A 23,568-nucleotide genomic window follows, 5' to 3' on the forward strand; every position below is an offset into this window, starting at 1 on the left:
CTAGGTTCAGTTGCGTCGAGTGACTCGCCACGCGCCATCTAGTTGTTGCTTGAGTTGGCTCACCTTTAGTGGTATAACCAGTAATATCACTATAGAAAAGGCTGTTATGGCAAGCATTATCAAACTCCCCTCCGAGCGCGTGGAACAGCTGCGGATCCTCTCAAAGAATCTAGACATGACCATCGCCGATTGCATCGGGATGTTCATCAATGAGCAGATCGCGAAGGGAAACCTCGCCTGCGATCTGCCCGGCCTTGAGGTTCGGCCGGAACCCAAGACCAACACCGTCACTCTCAACTTAGACGAGGAGCACACAATCTTGACCAAGGAGGCAGCCGACCGCCTCTCGAAGAGCATTCGTGCGTTGCTCACGCCGTCCAAGGACAATCCGTTCGTGCCGGTTCCCGATCTTGACCTGACCCGGCGCGGCACGTCGCTCAAGCTCTTCGATAAGAAGTCCGGCGCCGAGAAAACCCTGGCTCCATCGATAGCCGCAGAACTTGCTGAAAATTTGGCGCGAGCCTCGAAGGTGTAGCGCTATATAGGGTAAGGCCGGGCGCGCGAACGCCCGGCCTTGTGGTCTCAAGGAAGATACATGTTACAGTATAACGCATCGTCATGGACGATGGAAGGCATTCGTGACGCCGACGGAATCGTGCGGCCATTTCCTACGCTCGGCTATCACCGCATACTGACCGAGGAGGAGCTTGACCTCATCGGAGGGCTTGACGCTCAGGAAGCCGGCCATTCTGCGACAGCGTTCACTCGTGAGAACAGCGTTTTTCCTACGTCTTTTCAGCGCGTTGACGTCTCATCGGCAGTGCCTTGTGCAGTAACGCCCCCACAACCCCACCAGATCCATCTCACCACCCCTACCAAGACGCCCCCGGCACGCCTCTCTGACCGCACCGCTAAGAAGGACCCTTCACGTAGGCAGGCGGCCGCGCGGCACCGCGTCCCATCCGCCACTCCATCACCCCAGCCTCTCCGCTGGAAGGACATGACCGAGGCGCAGCGCTTCAGGCAGGCGGTCAGGACGGCCGGCGCGATGGACGGCCTCGCTCTGTCCCTGAACCTCTCTATCGGCCGCGAGGGGGCGCTATTCGATAACGACGAGCCGCTGCGCCGCATCACCCACTACATCAACCGCGAGCTGAAGAAGGACGGTCTGTCCGGGCTGCCTTACGCGCTTAAGGTCGAGATCTGCCGGACGAGCCGCAAACTCCACCTACACGGCGTCATCATCCCCGGTGACGAGTCCCTGGACGCCATCAAGGGCGCTCTGCGTCGCGCGGCCGGTGAGTGGCAAGGCCGCGCAAAGGCGCGCCAGATCGACCTCAAGCCAATCTCGGACGCGGACGGTTGGGCTGACTACCTTATGAAGGCTGAGCGCGACACCGATGAGGCGATCCGGGGCGACCGCCTGACGTTCAACAACACGGCGATCAAGCGCATTGCGAAAGAGTTTTCGTCTGACCGCAGAATGTCCGCAACCTCGTCGAGCGGTTGCTATAGCTGATCCAGGCGCCGTCGTGGCATTCGGCGCCTGACCACCGCCCCCGCACCGGCCTTCTTCCTCCTGGTGCGGGGGAACCTTGCTCTCCAGAGGTAAGTAGTCGCTGACTTACTTATTAAAATCAATAAGTTATCTTTGTTTCCTCTTGCGAAGCGAATCTCGGTTGTGCGAGTCTCCGCGCACTAGAAACCTGTGGAGCAGACATGACTACGCCACCCGAAACCTACCTGCCGGACGTCACCTACTTCGGCCTCGTTGACGAGCTGCTGAACGTCGCCGGCAGCTTCGATCCCCGTTCGCGCGTGATCGAACTTCTCGGCGAGATCGCGAACGTTTGGCCCGAGAGCTGTCATTCTGATCGCGATTGATCTTGCAATCTAACGAAAACTACGTTAGATACGACGTTATTGATAGGAAAGGTCGCTCCCAATGTCAGACGCACCAAACCGAAGTGCCGAATACCAGCGCAGGTATCGCGAACGTCAGAAGGCCAAGAGGCTTGATGACCTCAAAAAACCCGAAGCGAGCGCGGACGTGTTCAAAAGCCCCTTCTTCGAATGGGCGAAGGACGACGCCAACTATAGTGACTTCGAACTCTATCTCGCTTTGGCGGGCATCGAAGCGCCTCGGTTTGACGACGACAGCGGACCCACCGACCATGCGTTGCCTCATGCGATCGACGGAGTTGATAATCCATTCCCCGGCGCCGAGAACTCACTGGCGCGCGCGGAAGTCGTCGTGGGCTGTCTGATCGACGCCGCCGCCACGCTCGCGGGGATCATCAACAAATTCAAGGATAGGGAGATCAGCAAACAGATAGCGAAGATCGAAGAGTCCGACTTGTCGGACCCCGACGAACGGAAGGCCGCGCTTCAAGAGATCGTGCGGCTCAACAAGCTACAGGATCAGCTTTCAAAGCAGATCAGGTGGTCCTTCCAGCAATGGAGGGTGACTGGCGCATAGCGCCGGGAAGAGCGGCAGGACGGTCATTCGAAGTTTGGTCACCTAGATGACCGCCCCGCCAACGTGAACTCAATCGCAAACAAGGAGATTTCGCGATGAATACACCCAGTAACGATAGCACCTCTAGTGCTGAAACGACAACGCTCACGAAGTCCCAGCTTTTTGAGCGGTTCCTTGAGACCGAGCGCAGGTTCCCGAGCGGTCACGTCAGCAGGCCCGAGGATGTTTTCGATTTCTGCGACGCCGTGCTCAATGACCAATCTATCAACCTCACCGTGGAACTGCCTGCCTCGGATGATCCGGAGTGGCAGCTTGAAGAGATCATCGCACAGATCACGGGCTGCGTGCGCGATTTGGAAGAGATACTGGCGGAATTCCGGCGGTTCGCGCCCAAAATGGAGGATGCGGCATGAGAAAGCGCATCTGCATTCAGCACCCCACCAAGGGCACGACCTGCGGTGCATACGAAGAGCGTGACGGCATGGTGCATGTGCATTTTGATGGCCGCAAAAAGTCAACGCAGATCGGCAATCTGCGGGCCGAGAACCTTGCCGTGACGATCCTTCGTGAGATGGTAGCGAGCGCCGCGTAGGCTTGATCGCTTCTGAACAACGTGCCCGCCGGTCTCGCCGGCGGGCTATTCGCTTTCTAGGACACGTTGCAGCTCGCCAAGATCGGTGGCACTGACATACTGTCGCTTCATCTGGTCCTGATCGTTCAACGTCATTAGTCGCACCACCACTTTGTCATTCGACTGTTGAATGTAGAGAGTGTGCACTAATCCTGACGCCTCTCGTCTGAGCGAGAAGTCACTTAATTCGCCTGGCTCCAAGTAGTCGGCATGATCCATGACAAAGCCAAGTCGTTCTGCGTTCTTCACCAGCGCGGAAACCGCTTCGCGGCCTGATTGATGCCGACTGCGTTTTTGCAATTCGCTAAGGACAATCAGAAGCAATCCAGTCGGCAAAAGGACGGCCAAAACAGATAAGTATGTGCTCAAGGTGGATTCTCGCCTTTTTGCAGATGGGCTACCGCAACCACTCGTTGCCGGCAACTGTCATGATTCCGTCGAGCGCCTCAGACACCACCGCCACATGCAGACCCGCGTTTCTTGACGTCACGTCATTAGGCCCATTTCTAGGCTGGTTACACGGTTACAAAATGTCTTGTAAGATATTGAAAATAATCGAAATTGTTAGAGTTCAAATCCCTCATCACCCACCATCCCAATCAATGTGACCTGGCGGCGCGCGGACCCTTCATCAGGTCTGAACCGCGCCGTGGTGTGATCCTGCGGCATTCAACTGCCTTCGGAGGTCCGGCCCATGATTCCCTTGCGCAAATACGTAAAGCCGATGTCCCTGACCTGGCTCGCCTCGGTCTTGCCGCTTCTGGCCGGGCTCTTCATCGCCTTCGAGCCGGTCCATCACCTCGCCGACTGGGCGAAGGCCGTGAGCGTGACCTTCGGCGCCACCTCGCCCTATCTGCTGATCAATGCCGGACTCGTCGGAATCGGTCTCAGGGGGGCTATGCGGACCTGACCTGCGCGGATGGGGCACAACCGGGCAGGGGACCGAGGCGCCGGGGCCTGTACAGGGCATCCCGATTCGTATTTTACACGGCGCGGGCGCGACAGCGGCGTGTGGTCTTCCACCTGATCGCGTTTTGCTCGGCGCCTGTCTGACGCGGGGCTTGCCCCGCGCCGCCACAGGCGCTAAATCCGGGCGCGGCGGGTCGTTAGCTCAGTTGGTAGAGCGCTTCGTTTACACCGAAGATGTCGGGAGTTCGAGCCTCTCACGACCCACCATTCCTGCTTTCCCCGCGCGCATGACCCAGATCGAAAAATCGTGTCCGAAATCGCAACGGGGCTGCTTGACGGGGGGGCGGGAGATGCCTATTACGCATCCCACGCTCGGGCGGCGATCCGGGCGGGTGGACACGCGGTTGTAGCTCAGTCGGTTAGAGTACCGGCCTGTCACGCCGGGGGTCGCGGGTTCGAGCCCCGTCAACCGCGCCACCACCCGGATCGCCCGAGAGCGCCCCAATGCGCGGTTGTAGCTCAGTCGGTTAGAGTACCGGCCTGTCACGCCGGGGGTCGCGGGTTCGAGCCCCGTCAACCGCGCCATTTCGCCCCAGTGCGGGCCTTCGCCGTCAGGACAGTTCAACGTCGATCACGCCGGGGGAAACGTGAAAATCCTGGATCGCATCCCGATGTCCGTCGCCGTGCTTGCCGCATTGACGCTGGGACTCGCCCCCTTCGTTCCCGAGCCGCATCTTTGGGAGAAGCTGAAGATGCTTGCGGCGGGCACGCTCGTCCGGCCGGTCGATGTCTTCGATCTGGTGCTACATGGCGCCCCATGGGCGATTCTGATCGCCAAGCTGGCGCAAAAGGCGCGCGCGGGCTGACGCCAGCGGAAATCAGAGCTGGATCCGGTAGCGGATGTGACCGTCGCTTTGAACGAACCGGTCGTACAGGGACCGCGCCCTGGTATTGGCGGCGTCCGTCTGCCAGTAGAGCCGCCTCCATCCTCGTGCCTGGGCCAGCCCGATCAGGTCGTTGATCAACAGCGTCGCTACGCCCCGTTCACGCTCGGACTCAGCCACGAACAGGTCCTCCAGATAGCAGTCGTCGCCCATCACCCAGGTCGACGGGTGATGCTGGTGAATCGCGAATCCGGCGACGCGACCCCGGTTGATCGCGAGCCGGGCGGTCAGGGGGGAAGACGGATCGAGCAGCCGCGCCCAGGTGAAGTCCGTCACTTCGGGCGCCAGCTCCACACCGTAGCCGTCGAGATAGCGTTGCCAGAGCCCGCGCCATTCGGATTCGTCGCCGGGCGAAGCGTCACGGACCTCGTATGTCGTGCTGCGCATGGCGCCTCTCTTCAGGACAGAAGGCCGAGCAGTGCCTCGGCGGTCGCTTCGGGAGCGGTGTCTATGAAGAAATGGCCGCCGGGCAGGGCGCGGGCGTCCATCTCGCACAGCCTGCCGCGCCAGGTGGCCGGCACGTCATAGGCCCGCGCCATCGCGCCGTCGGCGCCGTAAAGGACATGGGCGGGAAGCGTGAGCGTCCGGCCCGCCTCGTCCCTGTCCATCGCGAAGTCATGCTTCAGGGTCGCCCGGTAGTCGTCGCACATCGCGCCAACGGTGTCTGGGTCGCGCCAGGCTTCTCGATAGGCGGCCAGTTGGTCAACGGCGAAGTCCGAGAGCCTGGCGCCGCCCCAGCCCAGAAGGCAGGATTCGAAGAAGTAATCCGGGTCGGCGAGGATCAGCGTCTCGGGAAAGGGCTTCGGCTGGGCGAGGAAGAACCAGTGGTAGTAGGCCGTGGCGACATTCCGGTGAAGCGGGTCGAGCAGATGGTCGGTGGAAACGATGTCCATCAGGGTCAGGCTCATGAGGCGCGCCTCGTCGTCAAGCGCCATGCGGTAGCCGGTGCGGGCGCCGCGATCATGACCGGCGAGGTGGAAGCGGTCGAAGCCGAGACCCGACATCAGGCCAAACATGTCGTTGCCCATCTCGCGAAACGTGTAGTGCTCGGCGCCTTCCGGCTTGGAAGAGCCGCCATAGCCGCGCAGGTCGGCCGTAACCACCGTGAAACGGTCGGCAAGCACGGGCGCCACGCGCCACCAGAGCGCGCGGGTTTGCGGAAAGCCGTGCAGTAAAAGCAGGGGCGGACCGGAGCCGCCGAGCGAGAAGGCGATTCTCTGCCCGTTCGCCTCGGCGAAGCCGTCGGTGAAGCCGCCCATCAGTCCAGCGCCGCGAGTATCCTGGCCCAGGAGCGGATGCCCTTGTGGAAGCTCTTCACGTCGTATTTCTCGTTCGGCGAGTGGATCGCGTCGTCGTCATTGGCGAAGCCCACGAGCATCGCATCCATGCCCAGCACCTCCTTGAAGAAGCCCGCGATCGGTATTGAGCCGCCCATGCCGACGAAGACCGCCTCGCGGTTCCATTCGTCCGAGAGCGCCCGGCGCGCGGCTTCGAATTCCGGCCGGGTGGTGTTCATCACCGCTGCAGGGGAGCCTTCGAGGTCATTGTCCCAGGTCACGCGCGCATCTGTTGAGAGCCGCGCCTCGACATGGGCGCGAACACGCTCGCGCAGCTTGTCGGGGTCCATGTCGCCGACGAGCCGGCAGGTCAGCTTGCAATGCGCCTCCGCCGGGATCACGGTTTTCGAACCGGCGCCCTGGTAGCCGCCCCACATGCCGTTGATCTCCAGCGTCGGACGCGCCCATTGCTGGACCAGCGTAGAATGGCCCTTTTCGCCGTGCGGCACGGTGTAACCGACGGAATTGAGGTACTCCTTCTCGTCGAAGCCGCAGTTCTCCCACTGTTTCAGGAGGTCCGCCGGCACCTCGTGCACACCCTCGTAGAACCCGTCGACGGCGACGCGTCCGGTCTCGGGGTCGTGGAACGAGGCGACGATGCGCGCCAATTCGCGCAGCGGATTGAGGCCGGGGCCGCCGTAATGGCCCGAATGCAGGTCGATGCGCGGCCCTTGGATCGTGAACTCGTCCTTGAGCATGCCGCGCAGCTGCGAGGCGATCGAGGGGATGCCGGGCGAGACCATCGAGGTATCGCAGATTAGCGCGAGGTCCGCGGTGAGCTCGGCGGCATTCTCCCGCATGAAGGGGATGAGCGAGGGCGAGCCCGATTCTTCCTCACCCTCGAGGAAGACCGTGAGCCGGCCGGGCAGGGTGCCGTGCACCGCTTTCCAGGCACGGCATGCCTCGATGAAGGTCATCAGCTGGCCCTTGTCGTCCGACGATCCGCGGCCGCGGATCACCTTGCCGTTCGGCGTGTCCTCGATGGCCGGGTCGAAGGGATCGCGGTGCCAGAGGCTCAGGGGATCCACCGGCTGGACGTCGTAATGGCCATAAAAGAGAAGGTGCCGGCCGCCGTCGCCGGCATGCCCGACAACCATCGGATGACCGGGCGTGGGCCGGGCGGCCGCGGCGAATCCCAGTCCGGCGAGGTCCTTTGCCAGCCAGTCCGCGGCCTTTGCGCAGTCCGCCCGGTAGGCAGGGTCGGTCGAGATCGAGGGGATGCGCAAGAGCTCGAACAGCCGCTCCATCGCCTCGGGCAGGGTTGCGTCGATCTTTTCCAGTACGGTCTCCAGGCTCATCGCGCGGTCTCCACCATTGTTCGGCGCGAAGCGTAGCAGCGGGAGGCCGCTTGTCCACAATCACGTCGGTAATGGCGAAAAAGAGGGTGGGGGGCGGCAAATTGTACCCTCGCCATCGCTGGTATTGACCTTTATCAAGGACCGGCGCGGACAGGGGCCCTAGGTCTTTTCTGTGACCGAAGAAGAGCCGGGGAGATGGATATGGACTACGAAGCTCAACTCGACGCGGCGCTTTCGCGGCTGCATGAGGAAGGCCGCTACCGGACCTTCATCGATATCGAGCGGCAGAAAGGCCAGTATCCAAAGGCCGTGTGGCGCCGTCCCGACGGAACGGAAAAGGATATCACGGTCTGGTGCGGCAACGACTACCTTGGCATGGGTCAGCATCCGGCGGTGCTGACTGCGATGCACGAGGCGCTGGAGGCGACCGGCGCCGGCTCGGGCGGGACGCGCAACATCTCCGGCACAACGATCTATCACAAGGCGCTCGAGGCAGAGCTTGCGGACCTGCACCGCAAGGAAGCGGCGCTCGTATTCACGTCGGCCTATATCGCCAACGACGCGACGCTTTCGACGCTGCCGAAGCTCTTTCCGGGCCTGATCACCTATTCCGACGAGCTGAACCACGCCTCGATGATCGAAGGCATCCGCCGCAATGGCGGCGCCAAGCGCGTGTTCCGCCACAACGACCTGGCGCATCTGCGTGAACTGCTCGCGGCCGACGACCCGGCCGCGCCGAAGCTCATCGCCTTCGAATCGGTCTATTCGATGGACGGCGACATTTGCCCGATGGAGGAGATCTGCGATCTCGCCCGCGATTTCGGCGCGCTGACCTATCTCGACGAGGTTCACGCGGTCGGCATGTACGGCCCCCGCGGCGGCGGCGTGGCCGAAAAGCTCGGGCTGATGGGCCGGATCGACATCATCAACGCAACGCTGGCAAAGGCCTACGGCGTGATGGGCGGCTACATAGCCGCGACCGCGAAGATGGTCGATGCGATCCGCTCCTACGCGCCGGGCTTCATCTTCACGACCTCGATTCCGCCGGCCGTGGCGGCGGGCGCGGCGGCAAGCGTGCGGCATCTCAAGACCGACCAGTCGCTGCGCGACAAGCAGCAGGAACACGCGCGGGTGCTGAAGATCCGTCTCAAGGCGCTCGGTCTGCCGATCATCGACCACGGCACCCATATCGTGCCGGTACATGTCGGCCATCCGGTGCACTGCAAGAAGATCTCGGACATGCTGCTTCAGGATTACGGGATCTACGTCCAGCCGATCAATTTCCCGACCGTGCCGCGCGGCACCGAGCGGCTGCGTTTCACGCCTTCCCCTGTGCATTCGATGGATGACATCGACAGGCTGGTCCGAGCGATGGATAAACTTTGGTCACACTGCGCGCTGAATCGTGCGGAGCTGACGGCCTGAGGGCATCCACAGTCGCAATCCTCCTTGCCCTGTGCTATGGAATCTTCAATAGGACAACGCGCGGACCGACGAATCGGTTCTCGGGCGGACACAAGAGACGGGGCAGCGGGTATGATCGGGCGGAGGACACCTCCTTCCACGCAGGACGAGGACAAACCCAAGGGGTTTGACGATTTCGAACTGCGGCTCGGCGACGTGATGCGAGGCGAGCGTGCAACGCTTTCGAAGTCACTTCTCGACGTGCAGCGCGAGCTCAAGATCAAGGCGAGCTATATCGCCGCGATCGAGAATGCCGATATTTCGGCCTTCGAGACGCCCGGTTTCGTCGCGGGCTATGTGCGCTCCTATGCGCGCTATCTCGGGATGGATTCCGAATGGGCCTTTAAGCGGTTCTGCCAGGAGGCGAATTTCACTGTCGCCCACGGCATGTCGATCGCGGCGTCGGGTCCGAAGCCCACGCGCAAGAAGATCGAATACAGCGAACCGCTCGCCAATCCCAATGCGCTGTTCGTGCCGCGCGGCGGTCCGGCGCTGTCGGGGGTGGAGCCCCGCGCAATCGGCTCGATCATGGTGCTCCTGACGCTGATCGGCGGCATCGGATACGGCGGCTGGACGGTTCTGCAGGAAGTGCAGAAGGTGCAGCTTTCACCAGTCGACCAGGCGCCCGGCGTGACGGCCGAGCTTGATCCTCTGGCGGGTGTCGGCGGCGCGGATCAGGACGAGGACGGCGAACTCGCGCTCGCGGCACTTCCGGGGCAGGAAGCGCTTCCGCCGGCGCCCGAGGCTTTTGACCGGCTCTACCGGCCAGAGGCGCTCGATGTGCCTGTGCTCGTGGCGCGCGATGGGCCGATCGCCTCGATTGACCCGCGCACCGTGGGCGCTCTTGCAGACGTGGCGCCTGCGCCCGAGATGGCTGTTGCGGCCGCCACTCCGGCGAATGCCTGGGCTCCGGTCGCCTCGCCCGCTTCCTCAATCGACGCCGCGGTGACGGCCGCACTCGGCGAAACGCCAGTTCAGGTCATCGCGGCCGATGCGCCTGCGGTCGAACTTCTGGCGGTCCGCCCGGCCTGGGTACGCGTCCAGGCCGCCGACGGCAGCGTGATCTTCGAGAAGATCCTCGATTCCGGCGAACGCTTCGCGCTGCCGAAGCTCGAAGAGGCCCCGATCCTTCGCGTCGGCGAGTCCGGGGCGCTTTATTTTGCGGTCAATGGCCAGACCTATGGCCCCGCCGGTCGCCAGGGCGTCGTCACCAAGAATGTCGAGCTGTCACCCGAGGCGCTGACCGCGAAATTCGCGCTCGCCGATCTCACGCAGGACGCCGATCTCGCGCAGTTCGTCGCCGTCGCCGATGCCGGTGCGGCGGTCACCGCGGAACCCGCCACGGAGTGACGCGGTTATTGCCGAGGGGCGCCGTGCGGTCTATCTAGAGCGCGACCCCCGCGAGCCAGAGCCGAGGCTGACATGTCCCACAATCCGATCCGCCCTTGGCGCGACATCGCCCGGCGCAAGGCACGCCGGATCATGGTCGGCGATGTCCCGGTCGGCGGCGACGCGCCGATTACGGTCCAGACCATGACCAACACGATCACATCGGACGTGAAGGCGACCGTGGAGCAGGTGCAACGCGCCGCCGCGGCGGGTGCCGACATTGTCCGCGTCTCGACGCCGGACGAGGCCTCCACGCGCGCGCTGCGCGAGATCGTCCGCGAAAGCCCGGTGCCGATCGTGGCCGACATCCATTTCCATTACCGCCGTGCCATCGAAGCGGCGGAAGCGGGCGCGGCCTGCCTCCGGATCAACCCCGGCAATATCGGTTCGGCCGAGCGGGTGCGCGAGGTAGTCAAAGCGGCGAAGGACCACGGCTGCTCGATCCGGATCGGGGTCAATGCCGGCAGCCTCGAAAAGCACCTTCTCGACAAGTATGGCGAGCCCTGCCCAGAGGCGATGGTGGAAAGCGGGCTCGACCATATCAAGCTCCTGCAGGACAACGACTTTCACGAGTTCAAGATCTCCTGCAAGGCCTCCGACGTCTTTCTTGCCGCCACCGCCTACCAGCAACTGGCCGAGGCGACTGACGCACCGATTCATCTCGGCATCACCGAGGCTGGCGGTCTGGTCTCAGGCACGGTCAAGTCGGCGATCGGGCTCGGCAATCTTCTCTGGATGGGGATCGGCGACACGATCCGGGTCTCGCTTTCGGCCGATCCGGTCGAGGAGGTCAAGGTGGGCTACGAGATCCTGAAGTCCCTCGGCCTAAGGACGCGCGGGGTGCAGATCATTTCCTGCCCGTCTTGCGCGCGGCAGGGATTCGACGTGATCAAGACGGTGGAGGCGCTGGAAAAGCGGCTTGAGCACATCAAGACGCCGATAAGCCTGTCGATCATCGGTTGTGTGGTGAACGGGCCGGGCGAGGCGCTGATGACCGATATCGGCTTCACCGGCGGCGGCGCCGGATCGGGTATGGTCTATCTTGCCGGCCGGCAGGACCACAAGATGACGAATGAGAAGATGATCGACCACATAGTCGACCTCGTGGAGGCGCGCGCGGCCGAGATCGAGGCCGCGAAGGCGGCGGCGGAGTAGGGGGGCGACGCCCCCCGCGTGGGTCGCCCCGGCGCAGCCGGGGCGAAACCTTTCAGGCCAGCGCCTTGTTCAGGTATTCGTCGACTTTCTCGAGATAACCCATCGTGGTCAGCCACTTCTGGTCCGGCCCGACGAGGAGCGCGAGATCCTTGGTCATGAACCCGTCCTCCACGGTCTGCACCGTCACCTTCTCCAGCGTCTCGGCGAATTTCTGCAGCGCCGCGTTGCCGTCGAGCTTGGCGCGGTGCTTGAGGCCGCCCGACCAGGCGTAGATCGAGGCGATCGAGTTCGTCGAGGTCTCCTTGCCGGCCTGGTGCTGGCGGTAGTGCCGCGTCACCGTGCCGTGCGCCGCCTCGGCCTCCACGGTCTTGCCGTCGGGCGTCATCAGCACCGAAGTCATCAGACCCAGGGAGCCGAAGCCCTGCGCGACCGTGTCCGACTGCACGTCGCCGTCGTAGTTCTTGCAGGCCCAGACATATCCGCCCGACCATTTCAGCGCCGAGGCGACCATGTCGTCGATCAGCCGGTGCTCGTAGGTGATGCCGGCGGCCTTGAACTTGTCGGCGAACTCCTCGTCGTAGACCTTCTGGAAGAGATCCTTGAAGCGCCCGTCATAGGCCTTGAGGATCGTGTTCTTGGTGGACAGATACACCGGCCAGCCCTTGACGAGGCCATAGTTCATCGAGGCCCGCGCGAAGTCGATGATCGACTGGTCGAGGTTGTACATCGCCATCGTGACGCCGGCTCCGGGGGCGTCGAAGACCTCCTTCTCGATCACCTCGCCGTCGTCGCCGACGAACCTGATCGTCAGCTTGCCCTTGCCGGGAAAGCGGAAGTCGGTGGCTCGGTACTGGTCGCCGAAGGCATGGCGGCCGACGACGATCGGCTGGGTCCAGCCCGGAACGAGCCGCGGCACGTTCCGGCAGATGATCGGTTCGCGGAAGATCACGCCGCCGAGGATATTGCGGATCGTTCCGTTCGGGCTCCGCCACATCTGCTTCAGCCCGAATTCCTCGACGCGCTGCTCGTCCGGCGTGATCGTCGCACATTTCACGCCGACGCCATGCTGCTTGATCGCATTCGCGGCATCGATGGTGATCTGGTCGTCGGTGCGGTCGCGCTCCTCGATACCGAGATCGTAGTACTTCAGATCGATGTCGAGATAGGGCAGGATCAGCTTCTTCTTGATGAAGTCCCAGATGATCCGGGTCATCTCGTCGCCGTCGAGTTCGACGACGGGGTTTTCAACCTTGATCTTCGACATTCTCTTCTCCGCTTGAGGGCTGACTCGTTGCCGGTGACATAGCGGAAATCACGGGGTCTGGAAAGATGGTATGCGGTGGTATACCGAAAATTGGAAAAAAATCGGATGGCCGGGCAGGGGCTGCCCGGCCTGGCGGGTCAGTGCCCCGCGTGCTCGGGGGCCGAAATCGTCAGCCCGACGGCCGGATGGTCGAGCTGCGCCTCGGGATTGGCGGGGTCCGGCAATTCCGACCACGAGACTTCACCTTCGGCACAGGTCTGGGTGACGACGAAATAGAGTGTCGTGCCGGGGTCCAGTTCGGGGTCGATCGTGCCGCGGAAGCTGAACTCGTCGAACCACTCGTCGGGCAGCATGCCCGTCCAGGTGATCTCGGTGACGCCCTCGCTGACCGGCTTGCCATGATTCATGTAGGTCTTGGCATGGCTCGCCTTGACGGTCTCCAGCCCCCAGCCGGCCTTGGGCATCGGCTTGACCGAGAAGACGCCCTCCGGAAGCCGGACATGGACCTTCTCGGTCGCCTGGCCCTCGCAGCCATGCGGGATGCGCAGCACGGCCTTGTAGGTGGTGCCGGCCGCGGCCTCGGGTGTCTCGAAGCTGGCATGAGCGAGCGCGGCGGAGCCGGGGATGAGGGCAGCGAGCGCGAGGGCCGCCGCGGTGATGCGGGTGACGTTCATGTCTGTACCTGATGTCTTGAGTTTTGGGTCGCGCCGTGGCGCGGGATGGATGCCGTCAGGTATGCCGTGGCGGTGCGTTCGACGGGGGACGGTGCCAGCGTCGAGGGCTGACGAGTCGCCGTGCGGCCGCGCGGCGGGTCGTGCTGATCCGGCGGCGCGCCTGCCGAAGGGGAATTGCGGGCGCCGTGAGCATGCCGGGCGCCGCGATCTGGCAATAGTCGCAATGCGCGTGGGTGCCGGTTCCCGAGGGACCGTCTCCACAGACCTCGCCGATGGCGGCAACCGGCGACGGCACGAGCGCCGTGCGCGCGAGATCCACCGCCATCCGCCCGGCCGCAAGCGGCCCGATGGCAAGTCCGAAAAGCAGAAGAATGCGGACAAGACGATGAAACAAGGAGGTTTTTCCGGGCTGCTCTATTGGATGCCAATCACGCAAAACGCCCGGGAATGTCCAGCGCCATTCTGTCGCAGGCAGCTACGACAGATCGGGGAAGAAGGCCTGAAGCCGCGCCCGGACATAGGTCCAGATCGACGGCGCGCCGCGCGCGACCTTCTGGCCGACACGGGCTTCAAGCTGATCGAAGGTCACCTCGTATTCGGTCCAGCTGCCGCCGCCCGAGGCGAGGTTGTGCAGGACCGGCTGCACCCGGTCGAGCGACTTGGCGAAGATCGCATCGGGCGTGACCGCCGCCTCGAACTCTTCCCAGAGCGCGCGGAGCTCGGTGCCGAGGTCGGCGGGCAGCAGGCCGAAGATCCGGTCGGCGGCGCGGGCCTCGGCCGCGGCCACTTCGGCCGAGCCATGCGCCTCGCCATTCGCGGAATGGATCGGCACGTCGCCCACGTCGATTTCCACCAGATCGTGCAGGAGCAGCATCTTCACCACCCGGTCGATGCTTACGCCGGGACCGGCATGATCGGCGAGCACCAGCGCGTAGAGCGCCAGATGCCAGCTGTGTTCGCCAGACTTCTCGCGTCGCGAGCCGTCGGCCAGCGTGGTGGCGCGGATCACCTGCTTGAGCTTGTCCGCCTCCATCAGGAAGGCGAACTGGGCATCGAGCCGGGCACTCATCCGTTTCTTGCGGCCCGCGCCTTTCGAAGCCGCGCTTCAAGGAACTGGCGCGCCTTGGCGTCGGCGCGCTGCGCCCGCACGGCGGCCATGTAGGCCTCCTGCAGCGCCGAGGAGGCGGCTTCGACGATCTTGTTGACGTCGCTCACCAACGCTTCGTCGCCGGTCTCCTCGACCGCCGCGAGCACGTCTGCGGCAAGCGCAATCCCGAGCTCTTCGGTCGTATGCATGGTCTCACCGGGTCTGCTCGCCGAGCCGGCGGCGCACATAGGCCTGCACGGTGGCGATCATCGGGTTCATCTGCTCTTCCTCGTTCTCGAAGAAATGCCCTGCGCCCTCGATCTGTTCGTGGGTGATGGTGATGCCCTTCTGCTCGCGCAGCTTGGCGACCAGTGTCGCGGTGTCCTTGGGCGGCGCCACCCGGTCGGCAGTGCCGTTGATTATCAGCCCCGAGGACGGGCAGGGCGCGAGGAACGAGAAGTCGTACATGTTGGCGGGCGGCGACACGCTGATGAAGCCGGTGATCTCGGGCCGGCGCATGAGAAGCTGCATGCCGATCCAGGCGCCGAAGGAAAAGCCCGCGACCCAGCAATGCTTGGAATTGGGGTTCATGGCCTGCAGGTAATCGAGCGCCGAGGCCGCGTCGGAAAGCTCGCCGATGCCCTGGTCGTATTCGCCCTGGCTGCGACCGACGCCGCGGAAGTTGAAACGCAGGACCGTGAAGCCAAGCTCGTGGAAAGCGTAGTGCAGCCGGTGCACGACGCGGTTGTTCATCGTGCCGCCGAACTGGGGATGCGGATGCAGGATGATCGCTATCGGCGCGTCGGGCTGCTTTTGCGGATGGTAGCGTCCTTCGAGGCGGCCTTCCGGGCCGGCGAAAATGACTTCTGGCATCGCCTGTCTTCTCTCTGCGGGAGCCCGTCGCGTCAATTCTGGGCAAGCCATTCTTGACGATTTTGCTCAGGCACCCTAGAACTGTTCTAAATACCGGCGGATGCCGGTGACCGGGTGGAATGGAGTTAAGCGGCCTTCCGCCTGTCGTCAATCTCTTTGCGGAGCGCGCGCGATGAAACTCTCGACCAAGGGACGCTATGCGATGGTGGCGCTCGCCGATCTTGCGACGGTTCGGGACGACCAGCTCACCTCGCTGGCAGAGATTTCGCACCGTCAGGATATCTCGCTCCCGTATCTCGAACAGCTCTTCGTAAAGCTGCGTCGGGCGGGGCTGGTCGAATCGGTGCGCGGCCCGGGCGGCGGCTACAAGCTGGCGCGCGATCCCTCCGACATCCGTGTCAGCGAGGTGCTCGAGGCGGTGGACGAGACGGTGAGCGCGCTTCATACCGGCGCGGGCGCCTCGGGCGGGGTCTCGGGCAGCCGCGCGCAGTCGATGACCAACCGGCTCTGGGAAGGGCTCTCGGCGCATGTCTATGTGTTTCTTCACCAGACCCGGCTCTCCGACGTGATCGGCAACACGCTGAAACCCTGCCCGGCGGTGCCGGCGCTGTTCCAGGTGGTGGACGAATGACCAGCCGCGTCTATCTCGACTGGAATGCGACCGCGCCGCTCAGGCCCGAGGCGCGCGCGGCCATGGACGCGGCGCTCGATCTCGTCGGCAACCCATCCTCGGTCCATGCCGAGGGGCGCGCGGCAAAGGCGGTCGTGGAGGCCGCGCGCGAAAGCGTGGCCGAGCTGGTCGGCTGCCGCCCGGCCGAAGTCATCTTCACATCGGGAGCGACCGAGGCGGCGGGCGTGCTTTCGCGTCTGCCGGAAGGCCACAACGTCTTCGTCGAGGATACCGCGCATGACTGCCTGATGGCGCATTGGCGGATGGACGGCGCCCGGGGCGATGGCCACACGCTCGCGATGGGTCTGGCCAACAGCGAGACCGGGGTGATCACGGAACCGCCCGCGAAGGGCGAAAATGGCTACGCCTATGGTGAGCGGCGGGCCGATTGGCTCCTGCTCGACATCGTGCAGGCCGCGGGCCGCGTGCCGTTCGCCTTCTCCTGGAGCGGTGCGGATTTCGCGATCGTCTCGGCGCACAAGCTCGGCGGACCGAAGGGTGTCGGCGCGCTGATCGTGCGCGAGGGCATCGAGATCGAGCCGCTGCTGCGCGGTGGCGGCCAGGAGATGGGGCGGCGCTCGGGCACCGAGAACGTCGCCGGGATCGCCGGCTTCGGCGCGGCCGCCAGGGCGGCGCTCGCGGATCTCGACGCCGGGCGCTGGCAGGGCGTCGCCGAGTTGCGGGACCGAATGGAGGCCCGCATTGCCGATGCGGCGCCGGAGACTATCTTTGTCGGACGGGACGGGGCGCGTCTGCCCAACACCGCGTGCTTCGTGACGCCCGGCTGGAAGGGCGAGACCCAGGTGATGCAGATGGACCTCGCCGGGTTCGCAGTCTCGGCCGGCTCGGCCTGTTCGAGCGGCAAGGTCAAGGCCAGCCGGGTGTTGAAGGCGATGGGATTTGACGACGTGGCGGCGGCCTCGGCGCTCCGCGTGTCGCTCGGGCCGCAGACGCGGCGCGAGGATGTGGACCGTTTCACCGCGGTCTGGGCTGCGGCATACGCGCGCTTCCGCGCAAGGGCTGCGTGAGGGGGCGCTGGCAAGTTATGGACAGGACGAAAGAAAAGGCGATGGCATTGGATCAGGATCGGGTTGAGGTCGAGTTGGAAGTGCGCGAAGGCGTCGACCGCGAGACGGTCGAGGCCGTCCAGAACATGGGCGCCTACAAGTACGGCTGGGAAACCGAGATCGAGATGGAGTTCGCGCCGATCGGCGTGAACGAGGACATCGTGCGGCTGATCTCGGCGAAGAACGAAGAGCCGGAGTGGATGACCGAGTGGCGCCTCGCCGCGTTCCGTCGGTGGCAGGAGATGGAGGAGCCCCGCTGGGCGATGCTCCACTATCCCAAGATCGACTACCAGTCCCAGTACTACTACGCCAAGCCAAAGAGCATGGCCGAGAAGCCGAAGTCGCTCGACGAGGTGGATCCGAAACTGCTCGCAACCTACGAGAAGCTCGGGATTCCGCTCAAGGAACAGATGATCCTCGCCGGGGTCGAGGGCGCCGATGAGGCGCCCGCCGAGGCGCGCAAGGTGGCCGTCGACGCGGTCTTCGACTCAGTGTCGGTCGGCACCACCTTCAAGGAGGAACTGAAGAAGGCGGGGGTCATCTTCTGCTCGATCTCGGAGGCGATCCGCGAGCATCCGGATCTGGTGAAGAAGTACCTCGGCAGCGTCGTGCCGCAGTCCGACAACTTCTTCGCGACGCTGAACTCCGCGGTCTTTTCGGACGGATCCTTCGTCTACATCCCGCCGAACACCCGCTGCCCGATGGAACTGTCGACCTATTTTCGCATCAACGCGGAGAATACCGGCCAGTTCGAGCGGACGCTGATCATCGCCGACAAGGGCAGCTATGTGAGTTACCTCGAAGGCTGCACGGCGCCGAAGCGCGACACGGCGCAGCTTCATGCTGCCGTCGTCGAGATCGTCATCCTCGAAGATGCCGAGGTGAAGTATTCCACGGTGCAGAACTGGTTCCCCGGCGACGAGGAAGGCCGCGGAGGCATCTACAACTTCGTCACCAAGCGCGCCGACTGCCGGGGCGACCGCGCCAAGGTGATGTGGACGCAAGTCGAGACCGGCAGCGCGATTACCTGGAAATACCCCTCCTGCATCCTGCGCGGCGATGACAGCCAGGGCGAGTTCTACTCGATCGCCATCGCCAACAACATGCAGCAGGCCGACACCGGCACCAAGATGGTGCACCTGGGCAAGAACAGCCGCTCTCGCATTGTTTCCAAGGGGATTTCCGCCGGCAAGGCGCAGAACACCTATCGCGGGCTGGTGTCGATGCACCCGAAGGCGAAGAACTCGCGCAACTACACCCAATGCGACAGTCTTCTCATCGGCGACAAGTGCGGGGCGCACACGGTTCCCTATATCGAGGTGAAGAACAACTCGTCCCGCGTCGAGCACGAGGCGACGACCTCGAAGGTCGACGACGACCAGCTCTTCTACTGCCGCTCGCGCGGCATGGACGAGGAGGAGGCGGTGGCGCTCGTCGTCAATGGCTTCTGCCGCGAGGTGCTGCAGGCGCTGCCGATGGAATTTGCGATGGAGGCGCAGAGCCTCGTCGCGATCTCGCTCGAAGGGAGCGTGGGGTGACGAGCGCGGCGGTCTTCATCGATGTCGGGTTGACGCCGTTGGCGGGTGGCGTCGGTGCTTGGCTCGGCGTCCGGGCCGTTGCCCGGAAGAAAGCCGCAGCCGGTGAAGTAACCGCCGCGCCGCCCGCGTTTGTCGGGGGCGTTGTTTGTGCCGCGTTGCTGGCAATGAAACGCATTCCCTTGCTTCAAGCCAGCTGAGTCAGGATTCCGGAGGCTTGCCATGATCGTAACAACCACACCCAACGTCGAAGGTCGGACAATCGCCCGCTACCACGGCATTGTCACGGGCGAGGCGATCCTTGGGGCCAACATCTTCCGCGATATCTTCGCGGGCATCCGCGACATCGTCGGCGGCCGTTCGGCGGCTTATGAGAAGGAACTCGGCCGGGCGCGGGAAACCGCGCTCGCCGAGATGGAGGAGCGGGCGGAGGCGATGGGCGCCAATGCGGTCGTCGGCGCCGATCTCGACTACGAAGTGATCAACAACATGCTGATGGTCTCGGCCTCAGGAACTGCGGTGGAACTGAAATGAAACCTGTCGTTCTTCTTGTCGGAAAACTGCCCGGTATCGTCGGTCACCTCGCCGATGAGCTCGAGGACATGCCGATCCGCTGGCTCGGCGCGCATGATCACGGCGAGGTCGTGCGCCAGCTCGAAACCGAGCCGGAGATCTCCTGCGTAATCATGGGGGCGGGGCTCGATGACGGGATTCGCGGCGATCTGATCGGAATCATCGCCGCCATACGGCCCGACATCTCGATCCACCTCAAGGACCGGGCTTCCGGGCCCGACGGCATGGCGGCCTTCGTGCGGCGCGTCGCCGCGGCGATGGTTCTGGGCGAAATCTAGGACCAAAACCGATGCAAACCGCGATCCGATCCGCAGGCGGCAGAAACGCCGCTCCAGCAATGGCCGACGCGCCCGAACAGCGCGCCGCCAGCGCATTGCGGCGGAAGGGTGGCGGCATTGCCGCGAAAAACCCTCTTTCTGAACCTGAATTCGGCCGCATCTCCTCTTCACGGTGGCTCCAAAAGGGTACCAACGGCGAGGCGAGCGATGAACGCGGTGATCGACCAGAAGGCGGCGTTCGCGGAGCGGCTGAACCGGATCAGCACCGGTTGCCAGTTCGAACATGCGGACGTGATCGGGCATCACACGCAGCGTCGCTACAACAAGGTTGCCGCGCGTCTCGCCAAGCGTCCGAAGCGCAGTTTCGCGGCCACAGCGATGATCGTGATCGCCTTCATGTGTGGCATGACAGCGGTTCTCGTAGGGCGGGTGTCCTACTTCCACCTTGCGAATATGGAGGGCTTCCCCCCGGCCTTCTACGATCTCGGCGGGCGTGGCATGGCGCTCTTTGCCTTCGTACTGTCGGCTGTATTCTTCCTAATCTTTCCGCTCTCCACCCGGCCCCGCGTCATCGCGCTGCTGACCGGGTGCATGGTTATGCACTATGGCGAGATCGCGGTCGCCGCGAATGCCCCGGAGGTTTGGTCGCAGATCTTCTCGCCCGACTACGCGTCCGCGCTGGCCGAGCAGGGCAAGGACTATCGCCTGACGCCCGCCGGCTGATCCGACATCCATCCGAAACCCCTGCGGCCCGGGCTTCGCGCCCGCGGGCCGCCTTTGCCGTTTGAAAGAGGAAAAGATGCTTAATATCAAGAACCTGCAGGTCAAGCTCGAGGAAGAGGACAAGCAGATCCTCAAGGGTGTCGATCTGACCGTCGAGGCCGGCAAGGTCCATGCGATCATGGGACCGAACGGGTCAGGCAAGTCGACGCTGTCCTATGTGCTCTCGGGCCGGGATGGCTACGAGGTGACCGGCGGCAGCGCGACGCTCGACGGCGAGGATCTCCTGGAGATGGAGCCGGAGGAGCGCGCCGCGGCCGGTCTCTTCCTCGCCTTCCAGTACCCGGTGGAGATTCCGGGCGTCGGCAACATGACCTTCCTCAGGACCGCGCTCAATTCCCAGCGCAAGGCGCGCGGGCAGGACGAGGTCAGCGCGGCGGAGTTCCTCAAGCTCGTGCGCGAGAAGGCCAAGACGCTGAAGATCGACGCCGACATGCTGAAGCGGCCCGTGAACGTCGGCTTCTCGGGCGGCGAGAAGAAGCGCAACGAGATCCTGCAGATGGCGGTCCTCGAGCCGCGCATGTGCATCCTCGACGAGACCGACTCCGGGCTCGACGTCGATGCGATGAAACTCGTCTCCGACGGGGTCAACGCGCTGCGCGACGAAGGCCGGGCCTTCCTCGTCATCACCCATTACCAGCGGCTTCTCGACCATATCCAGCCCGACATCGTCCATATCATGGCGGCCGGGCGGATCGTGAAGACCGGCGGCCCGGAGCTTGCGCTCGAGGTCGAGAAGAACGGCTATGCCGACATCCTGGCGGAGCTGGCCTGATGGCGTCCCCGATGCGAAAGGATGAGGCGCGCGTGGCCGCGACCGAAGCGCGGATCGCCGCGCTCGACCTGCCGAGGGGCGGATTCACCGCCTATGCCCGCGCCAACGCGCTGGCGCGGCTGAGAGAGATGGGCCTGCCGGGGCGGCGGGACGAGTACTGGAAATTCACCGACCCCTCCGCGTTCAACGCGGCCGAGGCGGCGAAGGCCGCGCTGTTCGATGCGAAGGAAGCGCCGCTGTTCGGCGGCGTCGACAGCGTGAAGATCGTGTTCGTCGACGGTGTCTTCGACGCGGGCGCGTCGGACGACCCCGCACTCGCGGGCGTCGAGATCGTGCGGCTGGCGGAGATTGGCGCCTCCGATATCCACTGGGCGCAGGAGCTTTACGGCACCCTCGAGGACAGGGGGCAGTCGCCGGTGGCCAGGCCGTTCGCCGCGCTCAACACGGCGGCCGCAACCGATGGTGTGCTGATCCGCGCGACGGGGCAGGCGGAAAAGCCTGTGCATCTGGTTTATCGCCACGAGTCAGAAGCTTCCGACGCGATTCTGCATCACTGTGTGAAGATCGAGCCGGGCGCGGAGCTGACGCTTCTGGAAACCGGGCCGGCCTCGGCGCGGTTCAATAAGGTGATGGAGGTCGACGTCGCCAAGGGTGGCCGCTTCCACCATGTCCGAGCCCAGGGCCGTGACCACGAGCGCCGGGCGATCACCCACATCTTCGCCCGCGTCGCGGAGGAAGCGTCGTTCAAGAGCTTCACGCTCACCGTCAACGGTCAGATGACGCGCAACGAATGCGTGATCGAGATCACCGGAGACGATGCCGTCGCCCATGTCGCGGGCGCGGCCCTCGGCGACGGCAGCTACGGCCGGTTCCATCACGACGACACGATCTTTGTCACCCATAACGCCGAACGCTGCGAAAGCCGGCAGGTGTTCAAGAAGGTGCTGAAGAACGGCGCGGTGGGCGTCTTCCAGGGCAAGATCCTCGTGAAGCCCGGCGCGCAGAAGACCGACGGCTACCAGATCAGCCAGTCGCTGCTGCTGGACGACGACAGCCAGTTCCTCGCAAAGCCCGAGCTGGAGATCTATGCCGACGACGTGAAGTGCTCGCACGGGTCCACGACCGGTGCGATCGACGAGACGGCCCTGTTCTACCTGCGCTCGCGCGGGGTCGGGAAGCAGGATGCGACGGCACTTCTGGTCCTGTCCTTCCTCGCCGACGCGATCGCGGAGATCGAGGACGAGGCGCTCGCCGCAGAGATCGTCGAGCGGCTCGAAGCCTGGCTCCAACGCCGGAAGAAGTGATGGCCGTTACCGACGATATCGTCGCCACCTACCGGGGGCCGCGCAGGGTGATGCGCCGTCTCCTCGCGGGCGAGCGCCACGAGGCGCGCGCGCTCACCTATCTGATCGCGGCGCTCGTCGTGATCTACATCGCGCAGTGGCCCGGGCTGAGCCGGGCTGCGCATTTTGAACCAGAGGTGCCGCTCGTCCAGCGGATGGTGGCGTCCTTCCTCGCGGTCATGGCGCTCTTGCCGGTCGTCTACCTGCTCGCGGCGCTCGGCCATCTCGTGGCGCGGGCGTTTGGCGGAAAGGGCGATTTCTTCGGGGCCCGAATCGCGCTTTTCTGGGCGCTTCTGGCGGTGTCGCCGCTGATGCTCCTGCAGGGCATGATCGCGGGCTTTATCGGGCCGGGGCTGCAGGCCGGCGTCGTGGGCGGTATCGTCTTTGTGGTCTTCCTGTGGTTCTGGTTGAGCGGGCTGGCCGTCTCGGAAAGCGGAGCGAAGTCATGACGGCGATCGGTCCCCTCATCGTAGATCTCGTGGCGCACACGCTGCGCCACCCGCGCGAGGCCGCGCGGCGGCTGATCGGATTCGACCTGCCGATGGAGGCGCGCTGGCTCGGGCTCTTGCTGGTCGCGGTGGTGGCGCTTCTGGAGACCCGGATCGCGCTTCTCTTCATGCCCGCCGACCAGCAGGCCGCCGTCTTCGCCATTCTTGCCGATCCCTGGCTCGGGGTGGCGTTCCAGATCCTGTCGCTGGTGATCATCGCCGGGGCGATGGCCTACGTCGGCCGCGTCTTCGGCGGGCAGGGCAGTTTCGCGGACGCGCTGCTTCTTGTCGCCTGGCTCGAGTTTCTGCTGACCCTGGCGCAGGCCGTGCAGATGCTGGTGATGTTCGTGGCGCCGCCGCTCGCCACGCTCATCGCCTTCGCGGCGCTGGGGATGTTCCTGTGGCTTCTCGCCCAGTTCACCGCGGCACTGCACGGCTTTCGCGACCTCGCCAAGGTCTTCGTCGGGATGGTGGCGAGCTTCTTCGTCATTGTCGTTGTCCTTGCCGTCCTGCTTTCGATGCTGGGCGTCCTCCCTCCGATCGAGAAGTTCTGAC

The 23,568-nt window shown here is 64.2% G+C and carries 32 protein-coding genes and 3 tRNA genes; 25 read left to right on the top strand and 10 right to left on the bottom strand.

Annotated features, from left to right (window positions below):
• Positions 1 to 175: 175 nt before the first annotated feature.
• The 6 genes from R5H32_RS05710 to R5H32_RS05735 all read left to right on the top strand — a co-directional run bounded on the left by R5H32_RS05710 (position 176) and on the right by R5H32_RS05735 (position 3,071).
• Positions 176 to 535: a hypothetical protein gene (locus tag R5H32_RS05710; protein WP_318337714.1), complete on the top strand. Its 360-nt coding sequence runs from the start codon at positions 176 to 178 to the stop codon at positions 533 to 535.
• 465 nt (positions 536 to 1,000) lie between these two features.
• Positions 1,001 to 1,519 (top strand): hypothetical protein, encoded by a 519-nt coding sequence (locus tag R5H32_RS05715; protein WP_318337715.1) that lies wholly within the window; start codon positions 1,001 to 1,003, stop codon positions 1,517 to 1,519.
• Between the two features lie 200 nt (positions 1,520 to 1,719).
• Positions 1,720 to 1,884, top strand: coding sequence for a hypothetical protein (locus R5H32_RS05720; protein ID WP_318337716.1), 165 nt, complete (start codon positions 1,720 to 1,722; stop codon positions 1,882 to 1,884).
• A 61-nt stretch (positions 1,885 to 1,945) separates the two neighbouring features.
• Positions 1,946 to 2,479: a hypothetical protein gene (locus R5H32_RS05725; protein WP_318337717.1), complete on the top strand. Its 534-nt coding sequence runs from the start codon at positions 1,946 to 1,948 to the stop codon at positions 2,477 to 2,479.
• Between the two features lie 95 nt (positions 2,480 to 2,574).
• Positions 2,575 to 2,892 (top strand): hypothetical protein, encoded by a 318-nt coding sequence (locus R5H32_RS05730; protein ID WP_318337718.1) that lies wholly within the window; start codon positions 2,575 to 2,577, stop codon positions 2,890 to 2,892.
• Positions 2,889 to 3,071 (top strand): hypothetical protein, encoded by a 183-nt coding sequence (locus tag R5H32_RS05735; protein WP_318337719.1) that lies wholly within the window; start codon positions 2,889 to 2,891, stop codon positions 3,069 to 3,071. The genes R5H32_RS05730 and R5H32_RS05735 overlap by 4 nt, the downstream gene beginning before the upstream one ends.
• Before the next feature lie 45 nt (positions 3,072 to 3,116).
• Here the strand turns inward: R5H32_RS05735 and R5H32_RS05740 are convergent, their stop codons facing one another.
• A complete protein-coding gene (locus R5H32_RS05740; protein WP_318337720.1) occupies positions 3,117 to 3,434 on the bottom strand; it encodes a hypothetical protein in 318 nt (105 codons plus the stop codon).
• A gap of 400 nt (positions 3,435 to 3,834) precedes the next feature.
• On the opposite strand from R5H32_RS05740, the gene R5H32_RS05745 reads away from it, so the two are divergent.
• The 5 genes from R5H32_RS05745 (at position 3,835) to R5H32_RS05765 (ending at position 4,885) form a co-directional block, all read left to right on the top strand.
• Positions 3,835 to 4,020, top strand: a complete 186-nt coding sequence (locus R5H32_RS05745; protein ID WP_318337721.1) for a hypothetical protein — start codon at positions 3,835 to 3,837, stop codon at positions 4,018 to 4,020.
• A gap of 190 nt (positions 4,021 to 4,210) precedes the next feature.
• Positions 4,211 to 4,286: transfer RNA gene (locus R5H32_RS05750), tRNA-Val, on the top strand.
• Between the two features lie 133 nt (positions 4,287 to 4,419).
• Positions 4,420 to 4,496, top strand: a tRNA-Asp gene (locus R5H32_RS05755).
• A 31-nt stretch (positions 4,497 to 4,527) separates the two neighbouring features.
• Positions 4,528 to 4,604: transfer RNA gene (locus tag R5H32_RS05760), tRNA-Asp, on the top strand.
• A 62-nt stretch (positions 4,605 to 4,666) separates the two neighbouring features.
• Positions 4,667 to 4,885, top strand: coding sequence for an RND transporter (locus R5H32_RS05765; protein WP_318337722.1), 219 nt, complete (start codon positions 4,667 to 4,669; stop codon positions 4,883 to 4,885).
• A gap of 12 nt (positions 4,886 to 4,897) precedes the next feature.
• On the opposite strand, the gene R5H32_RS05770 is transcribed toward R5H32_RS05765, so the two are convergent.
• The 3 genes from R5H32_RS05770 to R5H32_RS05780 are packed head-to-tail and all read right to left on the bottom strand — an operon-like array spanning position 4,898 to position 7,598.
• Positions 4,898 to 5,350 carry a GNAT family N-acetyltransferase gene (locus R5H32_RS05770; RefSeq protein WP_318337723.1) on the bottom strand — a complete coding sequence of 151 codons (453 nt, stop codon included), beginning with the start codon at positions 5,348 to 5,350 and terminating at the stop codon, positions 4,898 to 4,900.
• An 11-nt stretch (positions 5,351 to 5,361) separates the two neighbouring features.
• Positions 5,362 to 6,222: an alpha/beta hydrolase gene (locus R5H32_RS05775; RefSeq protein WP_318337724.1), complete on the bottom strand. Its 861-nt coding sequence runs from the start codon at positions 6,220 to 6,222 to the stop codon at positions 5,362 to 5,364.
• A complete protein-coding gene (locus tag R5H32_RS05780; RefSeq protein ID WP_318337725.1) occupies positions 6,222 to 7,598 on the bottom strand; it encodes a M20/M25/M40 family metallo-hydrolase in 1,377 nt (458 codons plus the stop codon). The genes R5H32_RS05775 and R5H32_RS05780 overlap by 1 nt, the downstream gene beginning before the upstream one ends.
• Positions 7,599 to 7,799: 201 nt before the next feature.
• Between R5H32_RS05780 and hemA the strand changes: the two genes are divergently transcribed.
• From hemA to ispG, 3 genes are all read left to right on the top strand, one after another.
• Positions 7,800 to 9,023, top strand: a complete 1,224-nt coding sequence (hemA, locus tag R5H32_RS05785; protein WP_318337726.1) for a 5-aminolevulinate synthase — start codon at positions 7,800 to 7,802, stop codon at positions 9,021 to 9,023.
• 111 nt (positions 9,024 to 9,134) lie between these two features.
• The gene (locus tag R5H32_RS05790; protein ID WP_318337727.1) at positions 9,135 to 10,412 is read left to right on the top strand and encodes a helix-turn-helix domain-containing protein; all 1,278 of its coding nucleotides are present in this window, start codon (positions 9,135 to 9,137) and stop codon (positions 10,410 to 10,412) included.
• Between the two features lie 72 nt (positions 10,413 to 10,484).
• Entirely contained in the window at positions 10,485 to 11,606 is a 1,122-nt protein-coding gene (gene ispG, locus R5H32_RS05795) for a flavodoxin-dependent (E)-4-hydroxy-3-methylbut-2-enyl-diphosphate synthase (protein ID WP_318337728.1), read from the top strand.
• Positions 11,607 to 11,658: 52 nt separating this feature from the next.
• Here ispG and R5H32_RS05800 read toward each other — a convergent pair whose 3' ends face one another.
• The 6 genes from R5H32_RS05800 to R5H32_RS05825 all read right to left on the bottom strand — a co-directional run bounded on the left by R5H32_RS05800 (position 11,659) and on the right by R5H32_RS05825 (position 15,504).
• The gene (locus R5H32_RS05800; RefSeq protein ID WP_318337729.1) at positions 11,659 to 12,870 is read right to left on the bottom strand and encodes an NADP-dependent isocitrate dehydrogenase; all 1,212 of its coding nucleotides are present in this window, start codon (positions 12,868 to 12,870) and stop codon (positions 11,659 to 11,661) included.
• A 137-nt stretch (positions 12,871 to 13,007) separates the two neighbouring features.
• The gene (locus R5H32_RS05805) at positions 13,008 to 13,544 is read right to left on the bottom strand and encodes a YcnI family protein (RefSeq protein ID WP_318337730.1); all 537 of its coding nucleotides are present in this window, start codon (positions 13,542 to 13,544) and stop codon (positions 13,008 to 13,010) included.
• 55 nt (positions 13,545 to 13,599) lie between these two features.
• Positions 13,600 to 13,869, bottom strand: a complete 270-nt coding sequence (locus R5H32_RS05810; RefSeq protein WP_318337731.1) for a hypothetical protein — start codon at positions 13,867 to 13,869, stop codon at positions 13,600 to 13,602.
• 150 nt (positions 13,870 to 14,019) lie between these two features.
• Positions 14,020 to 14,613, bottom strand: coding sequence for an HD domain-containing protein (locus R5H32_RS05815; protein WP_318337732.1), 594 nt, complete (start codon positions 14,611 to 14,613; stop codon positions 14,020 to 14,022).
• Entirely contained in the window at positions 14,610 to 14,840 is a 231-nt protein-coding gene (locus R5H32_RS05820) for a hypothetical protein (protein WP_318337733.1), read from the bottom strand. Before R5H32_RS05820 ends, R5H32_RS05815 begins: the two co-directional genes overlap by 4 nt.
• Positions 14,841 to 14,844: 4 nt before the next feature.
• Positions 14,845 to 15,504, bottom strand: a complete 660-nt coding sequence (locus R5H32_RS05825) for an alpha/beta hydrolase (RefSeq protein ID WP_318337734.1) — start codon at positions 15,502 to 15,504, stop codon at positions 14,845 to 14,847.
• A gap of 172 nt (positions 15,505 to 15,676) precedes the next feature.
• Here R5H32_RS05825 and R5H32_RS05830 point away from each other — a divergent pair, with 172 nt between their 5' ends.
• The 11 genes from R5H32_RS05830 (at position 15,677) to R5H32_RS05880 (ending at position 23,567) form a co-directional block, all read left to right on the top strand.
• Positions 15,677 to 16,135 (top strand): Rrf2 family transcriptional regulator, encoded by a 459-nt coding sequence (locus R5H32_RS05830; protein WP_318337735.1) that lies wholly within the window; start codon positions 15,677 to 15,679, stop codon positions 16,133 to 16,135.
• The gene (locus tag R5H32_RS05835) at positions 16,132 to 17,202 is read left to right on the top strand and encodes a cysteine desulfurase family protein (protein ID WP_318337736.1); all 1,071 of its coding nucleotides are present in this window, start codon (positions 16,132 to 16,134) and stop codon (positions 17,200 to 17,202) included. Before R5H32_RS05830 ends, R5H32_RS05835 begins: the two co-directional genes overlap by 4 nt.
• A 41-nt stretch (positions 17,203 to 17,243) precedes the next feature.
• Entirely contained in the window at positions 17,244 to 18,779 is a 1,536-nt protein-coding gene (gene sufB, locus R5H32_RS05840; protein WP_318337737.1) for a Fe-S cluster assembly protein SufB, read from the top strand.
• Positions 18,776 to 18,976, top strand: a complete 201-nt coding sequence (locus R5H32_RS05845) for a hypothetical protein (RefSeq protein ID WP_318337738.1) — start codon at positions 18,776 to 18,778, stop codon at positions 18,974 to 18,976. The genes sufB and R5H32_RS05845 overlap by 4 nt, the downstream gene beginning before the upstream one ends.
• A 22-nt stretch (positions 18,977 to 18,998) precedes the next feature.
• Positions 18,999 to 19,310, top strand: coding sequence for a heavy metal-binding domain-containing protein (locus R5H32_RS05850; RefSeq protein ID WP_318337739.1), 312 nt, complete (start codon positions 18,999 to 19,001; stop codon positions 19,308 to 19,310).
• Entirely contained in the window at positions 19,307 to 19,627 is a 321-nt protein-coding gene (locus tag R5H32_RS05855; RefSeq protein WP_318337740.1) for a hypothetical protein, read from the top strand. The genes R5H32_RS05850 and R5H32_RS05855 overlap by 4 nt, the downstream gene beginning before the upstream one ends.
• A 207-nt stretch (positions 19,628 to 19,834) precedes the next feature.
• Complete coding sequence (locus R5H32_RS05860; RefSeq protein ID WP_318337741.1) at positions 19,835 to 20,350, top strand: hypothetical protein; 516 nt, start codon at positions 19,835 to 19,837, stop codon at positions 20,348 to 20,350.
• A 76-nt stretch (positions 20,351 to 20,426) separates the two neighbouring features.
• A complete protein-coding gene (gene sufC / locus R5H32_RS05865) occupies positions 20,427 to 21,182 on the top strand; it encodes a Fe-S cluster assembly ATPase SufC (protein ID WP_318337742.1) in 756 nt (251 codons plus the stop codon).
• 11 nt (positions 21,183 to 21,193) lie between these two features.
• Positions 21,194 to 22,486 carry a SufD family Fe-S cluster assembly protein gene (locus R5H32_RS05870; RefSeq protein WP_318337743.1) on the top strand — a complete coding sequence of 431 codons (1,293 nt, stop codon included), beginning with the start codon at positions 21,194 to 21,196 and terminating at the stop codon, positions 22,484 to 22,486.
• Complete coding sequence (locus R5H32_RS05875; protein ID WP_318337744.1) at positions 22,486 to 22,974, top strand: YIP1 family protein; 489 nt, start codon at positions 22,486 to 22,488, stop codon at positions 22,972 to 22,974. The genes R5H32_RS05870 and R5H32_RS05875 overlap by 1 nt, the downstream gene beginning before the upstream one ends.
• Positions 22,971 to 23,567, top strand: coding sequence for a YIP1 family protein (locus R5H32_RS05880; RefSeq protein ID WP_318337745.1), 597 nt, complete (start codon positions 22,971 to 22,973; stop codon positions 23,565 to 23,567). Before R5H32_RS05875 ends, R5H32_RS05880 begins: the two co-directional genes overlap by 4 nt.
• Position 23,568: the final 1 nt, after the last annotated feature.

The sequence above is a fragment of the Defluviimonas sp. D31 genome (genome assembly GCF_033436765.1).
Taxonomy (GTDB): Bacteria; Pseudomonadota; Alphaproteobacteria; order Rhodobacterales; family Rhodobacteraceae; genus Albidovulum.

What these genes read in the sequence shown, in the direction of transcription:
- R5H32_RS05805 (WP_318337730.1), bottom strand. Translation starts at nt 13,544, where the DNA reads ATGAACGTCACCCGCATCACCGCGGCGGCCCTCGCGCTCGCTGCCCTC.
- R5H32_RS05870 (WP_318337743.1), top strand. Translation starts at nt 21,194, where the DNA reads ATGCGAAAGGATGAGGCGCGCGTGGCCGCGACCGAAGCGCGGATCGCC.
- R5H32_RS05810 (WP_318337731.1), bottom strand. Translation starts at nt 13,869, where the DNA reads ATGGCGGTGGATCTCGCGCGCACGGCGCTCGTGCCGTCGCCGGTTGCC.
- R5H32_RS05820 (WP_318337733.1), bottom strand. Translation starts at nt 14,840, where the DNA reads ATGCATACGACCGAAGAGCTCGGGATTGCGCTTGCCGCAGACGTGCTC.
- hemA (WP_318337726.1), top strand. Translation starts at nt 7,800, where the DNA reads ATGGACTACGAAGCTCAACTCGACGCGGCGCTTTCGCGGCTGCATGAG.
- R5H32_RS05860 (WP_318337741.1), top strand. Translation starts at nt 19,835, where the DNA reads ATGAACGCGGTGATCGACCAGAAGGCGGCGTTCGCGGAGCGGCTGAAC.
- R5H32_RS05875 (WP_318337744.1), top strand. Translation starts at nt 22,486, where the DNA reads ATGGCCGTTACCGACGATATCGTCGCCACCTACCGGGGGCCGCGCAGG.
- R5H32_RS05730 (WP_318337718.1), top strand. Translation starts at nt 2,575, where the DNA reads ATGAATACACCCAGTAACGATAGCACCTCTAGTGCTGAAACGACAACG.
- R5H32_RS05720 (WP_318337716.1), top strand. Translation starts at nt 1,720, where the DNA reads ATGACTACGCCACCCGAAACCTACCTGCCGGACGTCACCTACTTCGGC.
- R5H32_RS05830 (WP_318337735.1), top strand. Translation starts at nt 15,677, where the DNA reads ATGAAACTCTCGACCAAGGGACGCTATGCGATGGTGGCGCTCGCCGAT.
- R5H32_RS05770 (WP_318337723.1), bottom strand. Translation starts at nt 5,350, where the DNA reads ATGCGCAGCACGACATACGAGGTCCGTGACGCTTCGCCCGGCGACGAA.
- R5H32_RS05835 (WP_318337736.1), top strand. Translation starts at nt 16,132, where the DNA reads ATGACCAGCCGCGTCTATCTCGACTGGAATGCGACCGCGCCGCTCAGG.
- R5H32_RS05710 (WP_318337714.1), top strand. Translation starts at nt 176, where the DNA reads ATGACCATCGCCGATTGCATCGGGATGTTCATCAATGAGCAGATCGCG.
- ispG (WP_318337728.1), top strand. Translation starts at nt 10,485, where the DNA reads ATGTCCCACAATCCGATCCGCCCTTGGCGCGACATCGCCCGGCGCAAG.
- sufC (WP_318337742.1), top strand. Translation starts at nt 20,427, where the DNA reads ATGCTTAATATCAAGAACCTGCAGGTCAAGCTCGAGGAAGAGGACAAG.
- R5H32_RS05815 (WP_318337732.1), bottom strand. Translation starts at nt 14,613, where the DNA reads ATGAGTGCCCGGCTCGATGCCCAGTTCGCCTTCCTGATGGAGGCGGAC.
- sufB (WP_318337737.1), top strand. Translation starts at nt 17,244, where the DNA reads ATGGCATTGGATCAGGATCGGGTTGAGGTCGAGTTGGAAGTGCGCGAA.
- R5H32_RS05715 (WP_318337715.1), top strand. Translation starts at nt 1,001, where the DNA reads ATGACCGAGGCGCAGCGCTTCAGGCAGGCGGTCAGGACGGCCGGCGCG.
- R5H32_RS05850 (WP_318337739.1), top strand. Translation starts at nt 18,999, where the DNA reads ATGATCGTAACAACCACACCCAACGTCGAAGGTCGGACAATCGCCCGC.
- R5H32_RS05800 (WP_318337729.1), bottom strand. Translation starts at nt 12,870, where the DNA reads ATGTCGAAGATCAAGGTTGAAAACCCCGTCGTCGAACTCGACGGCGAC.
- R5H32_RS05725 (WP_318337717.1), top strand. Translation starts at nt 1,946, where the DNA reads ATGTCAGACGCACCAAACCGAAGTGCCGAATACCAGCGCAGGTATCGC.
- R5H32_RS05745 (WP_318337721.1), top strand. Translation starts at nt 3,835, where the DNA reads ATGTCCCTGACCTGGCTCGCCTCGGTCTTGCCGCTTCTGGCCGGGCTC.
- R5H32_RS05775 (WP_318337724.1), bottom strand. Translation starts at nt 6,222, where the DNA reads ATGGGCGGCTTCACCGACGGCTTCGCCGAGGCGAACGGGCAGAGAATC.
- R5H32_RS05780 (WP_318337725.1), bottom strand. Translation starts at nt 7,598, where the DNA reads ATGAGCCTGGAGACCGTACTGGAAAAGATCGACGCAACCCTGCCCGAG.
- R5H32_RS05735 (WP_318337719.1), top strand. Translation starts at nt 2,889, where the DNA reads ATGAGAAAGCGCATCTGCATTCAGCACCCCACCAAGGGCACGACCTGC.
- R5H32_RS05825 (WP_318337734.1), bottom strand. Translation starts at nt 15,504, where the DNA reads ATGCCAGAAGTCATTTTCGCCGGCCCGGAAGGCCGCCTCGAAGGACGC.
- R5H32_RS05855 (WP_318337740.1), top strand. Translation starts at nt 19,307, where the DNA reads ATGAAACCTGTCGTTCTTCTTGTCGGAAAACTGCCCGGTATCGTCGGT.
- R5H32_RS05880 (WP_318337745.1), top strand. Translation starts at nt 22,971, where the DNA reads ATGACGGCGATCGGTCCCCTCATCGTAGATCTCGTGGCGCACACGCTG.
- R5H32_RS05790 (WP_318337727.1), top strand. Translation starts at nt 9,135, where the DNA reads ATGATCGGGCGGAGGACACCTCCTTCCACGCAGGACGAGGACAAACCC.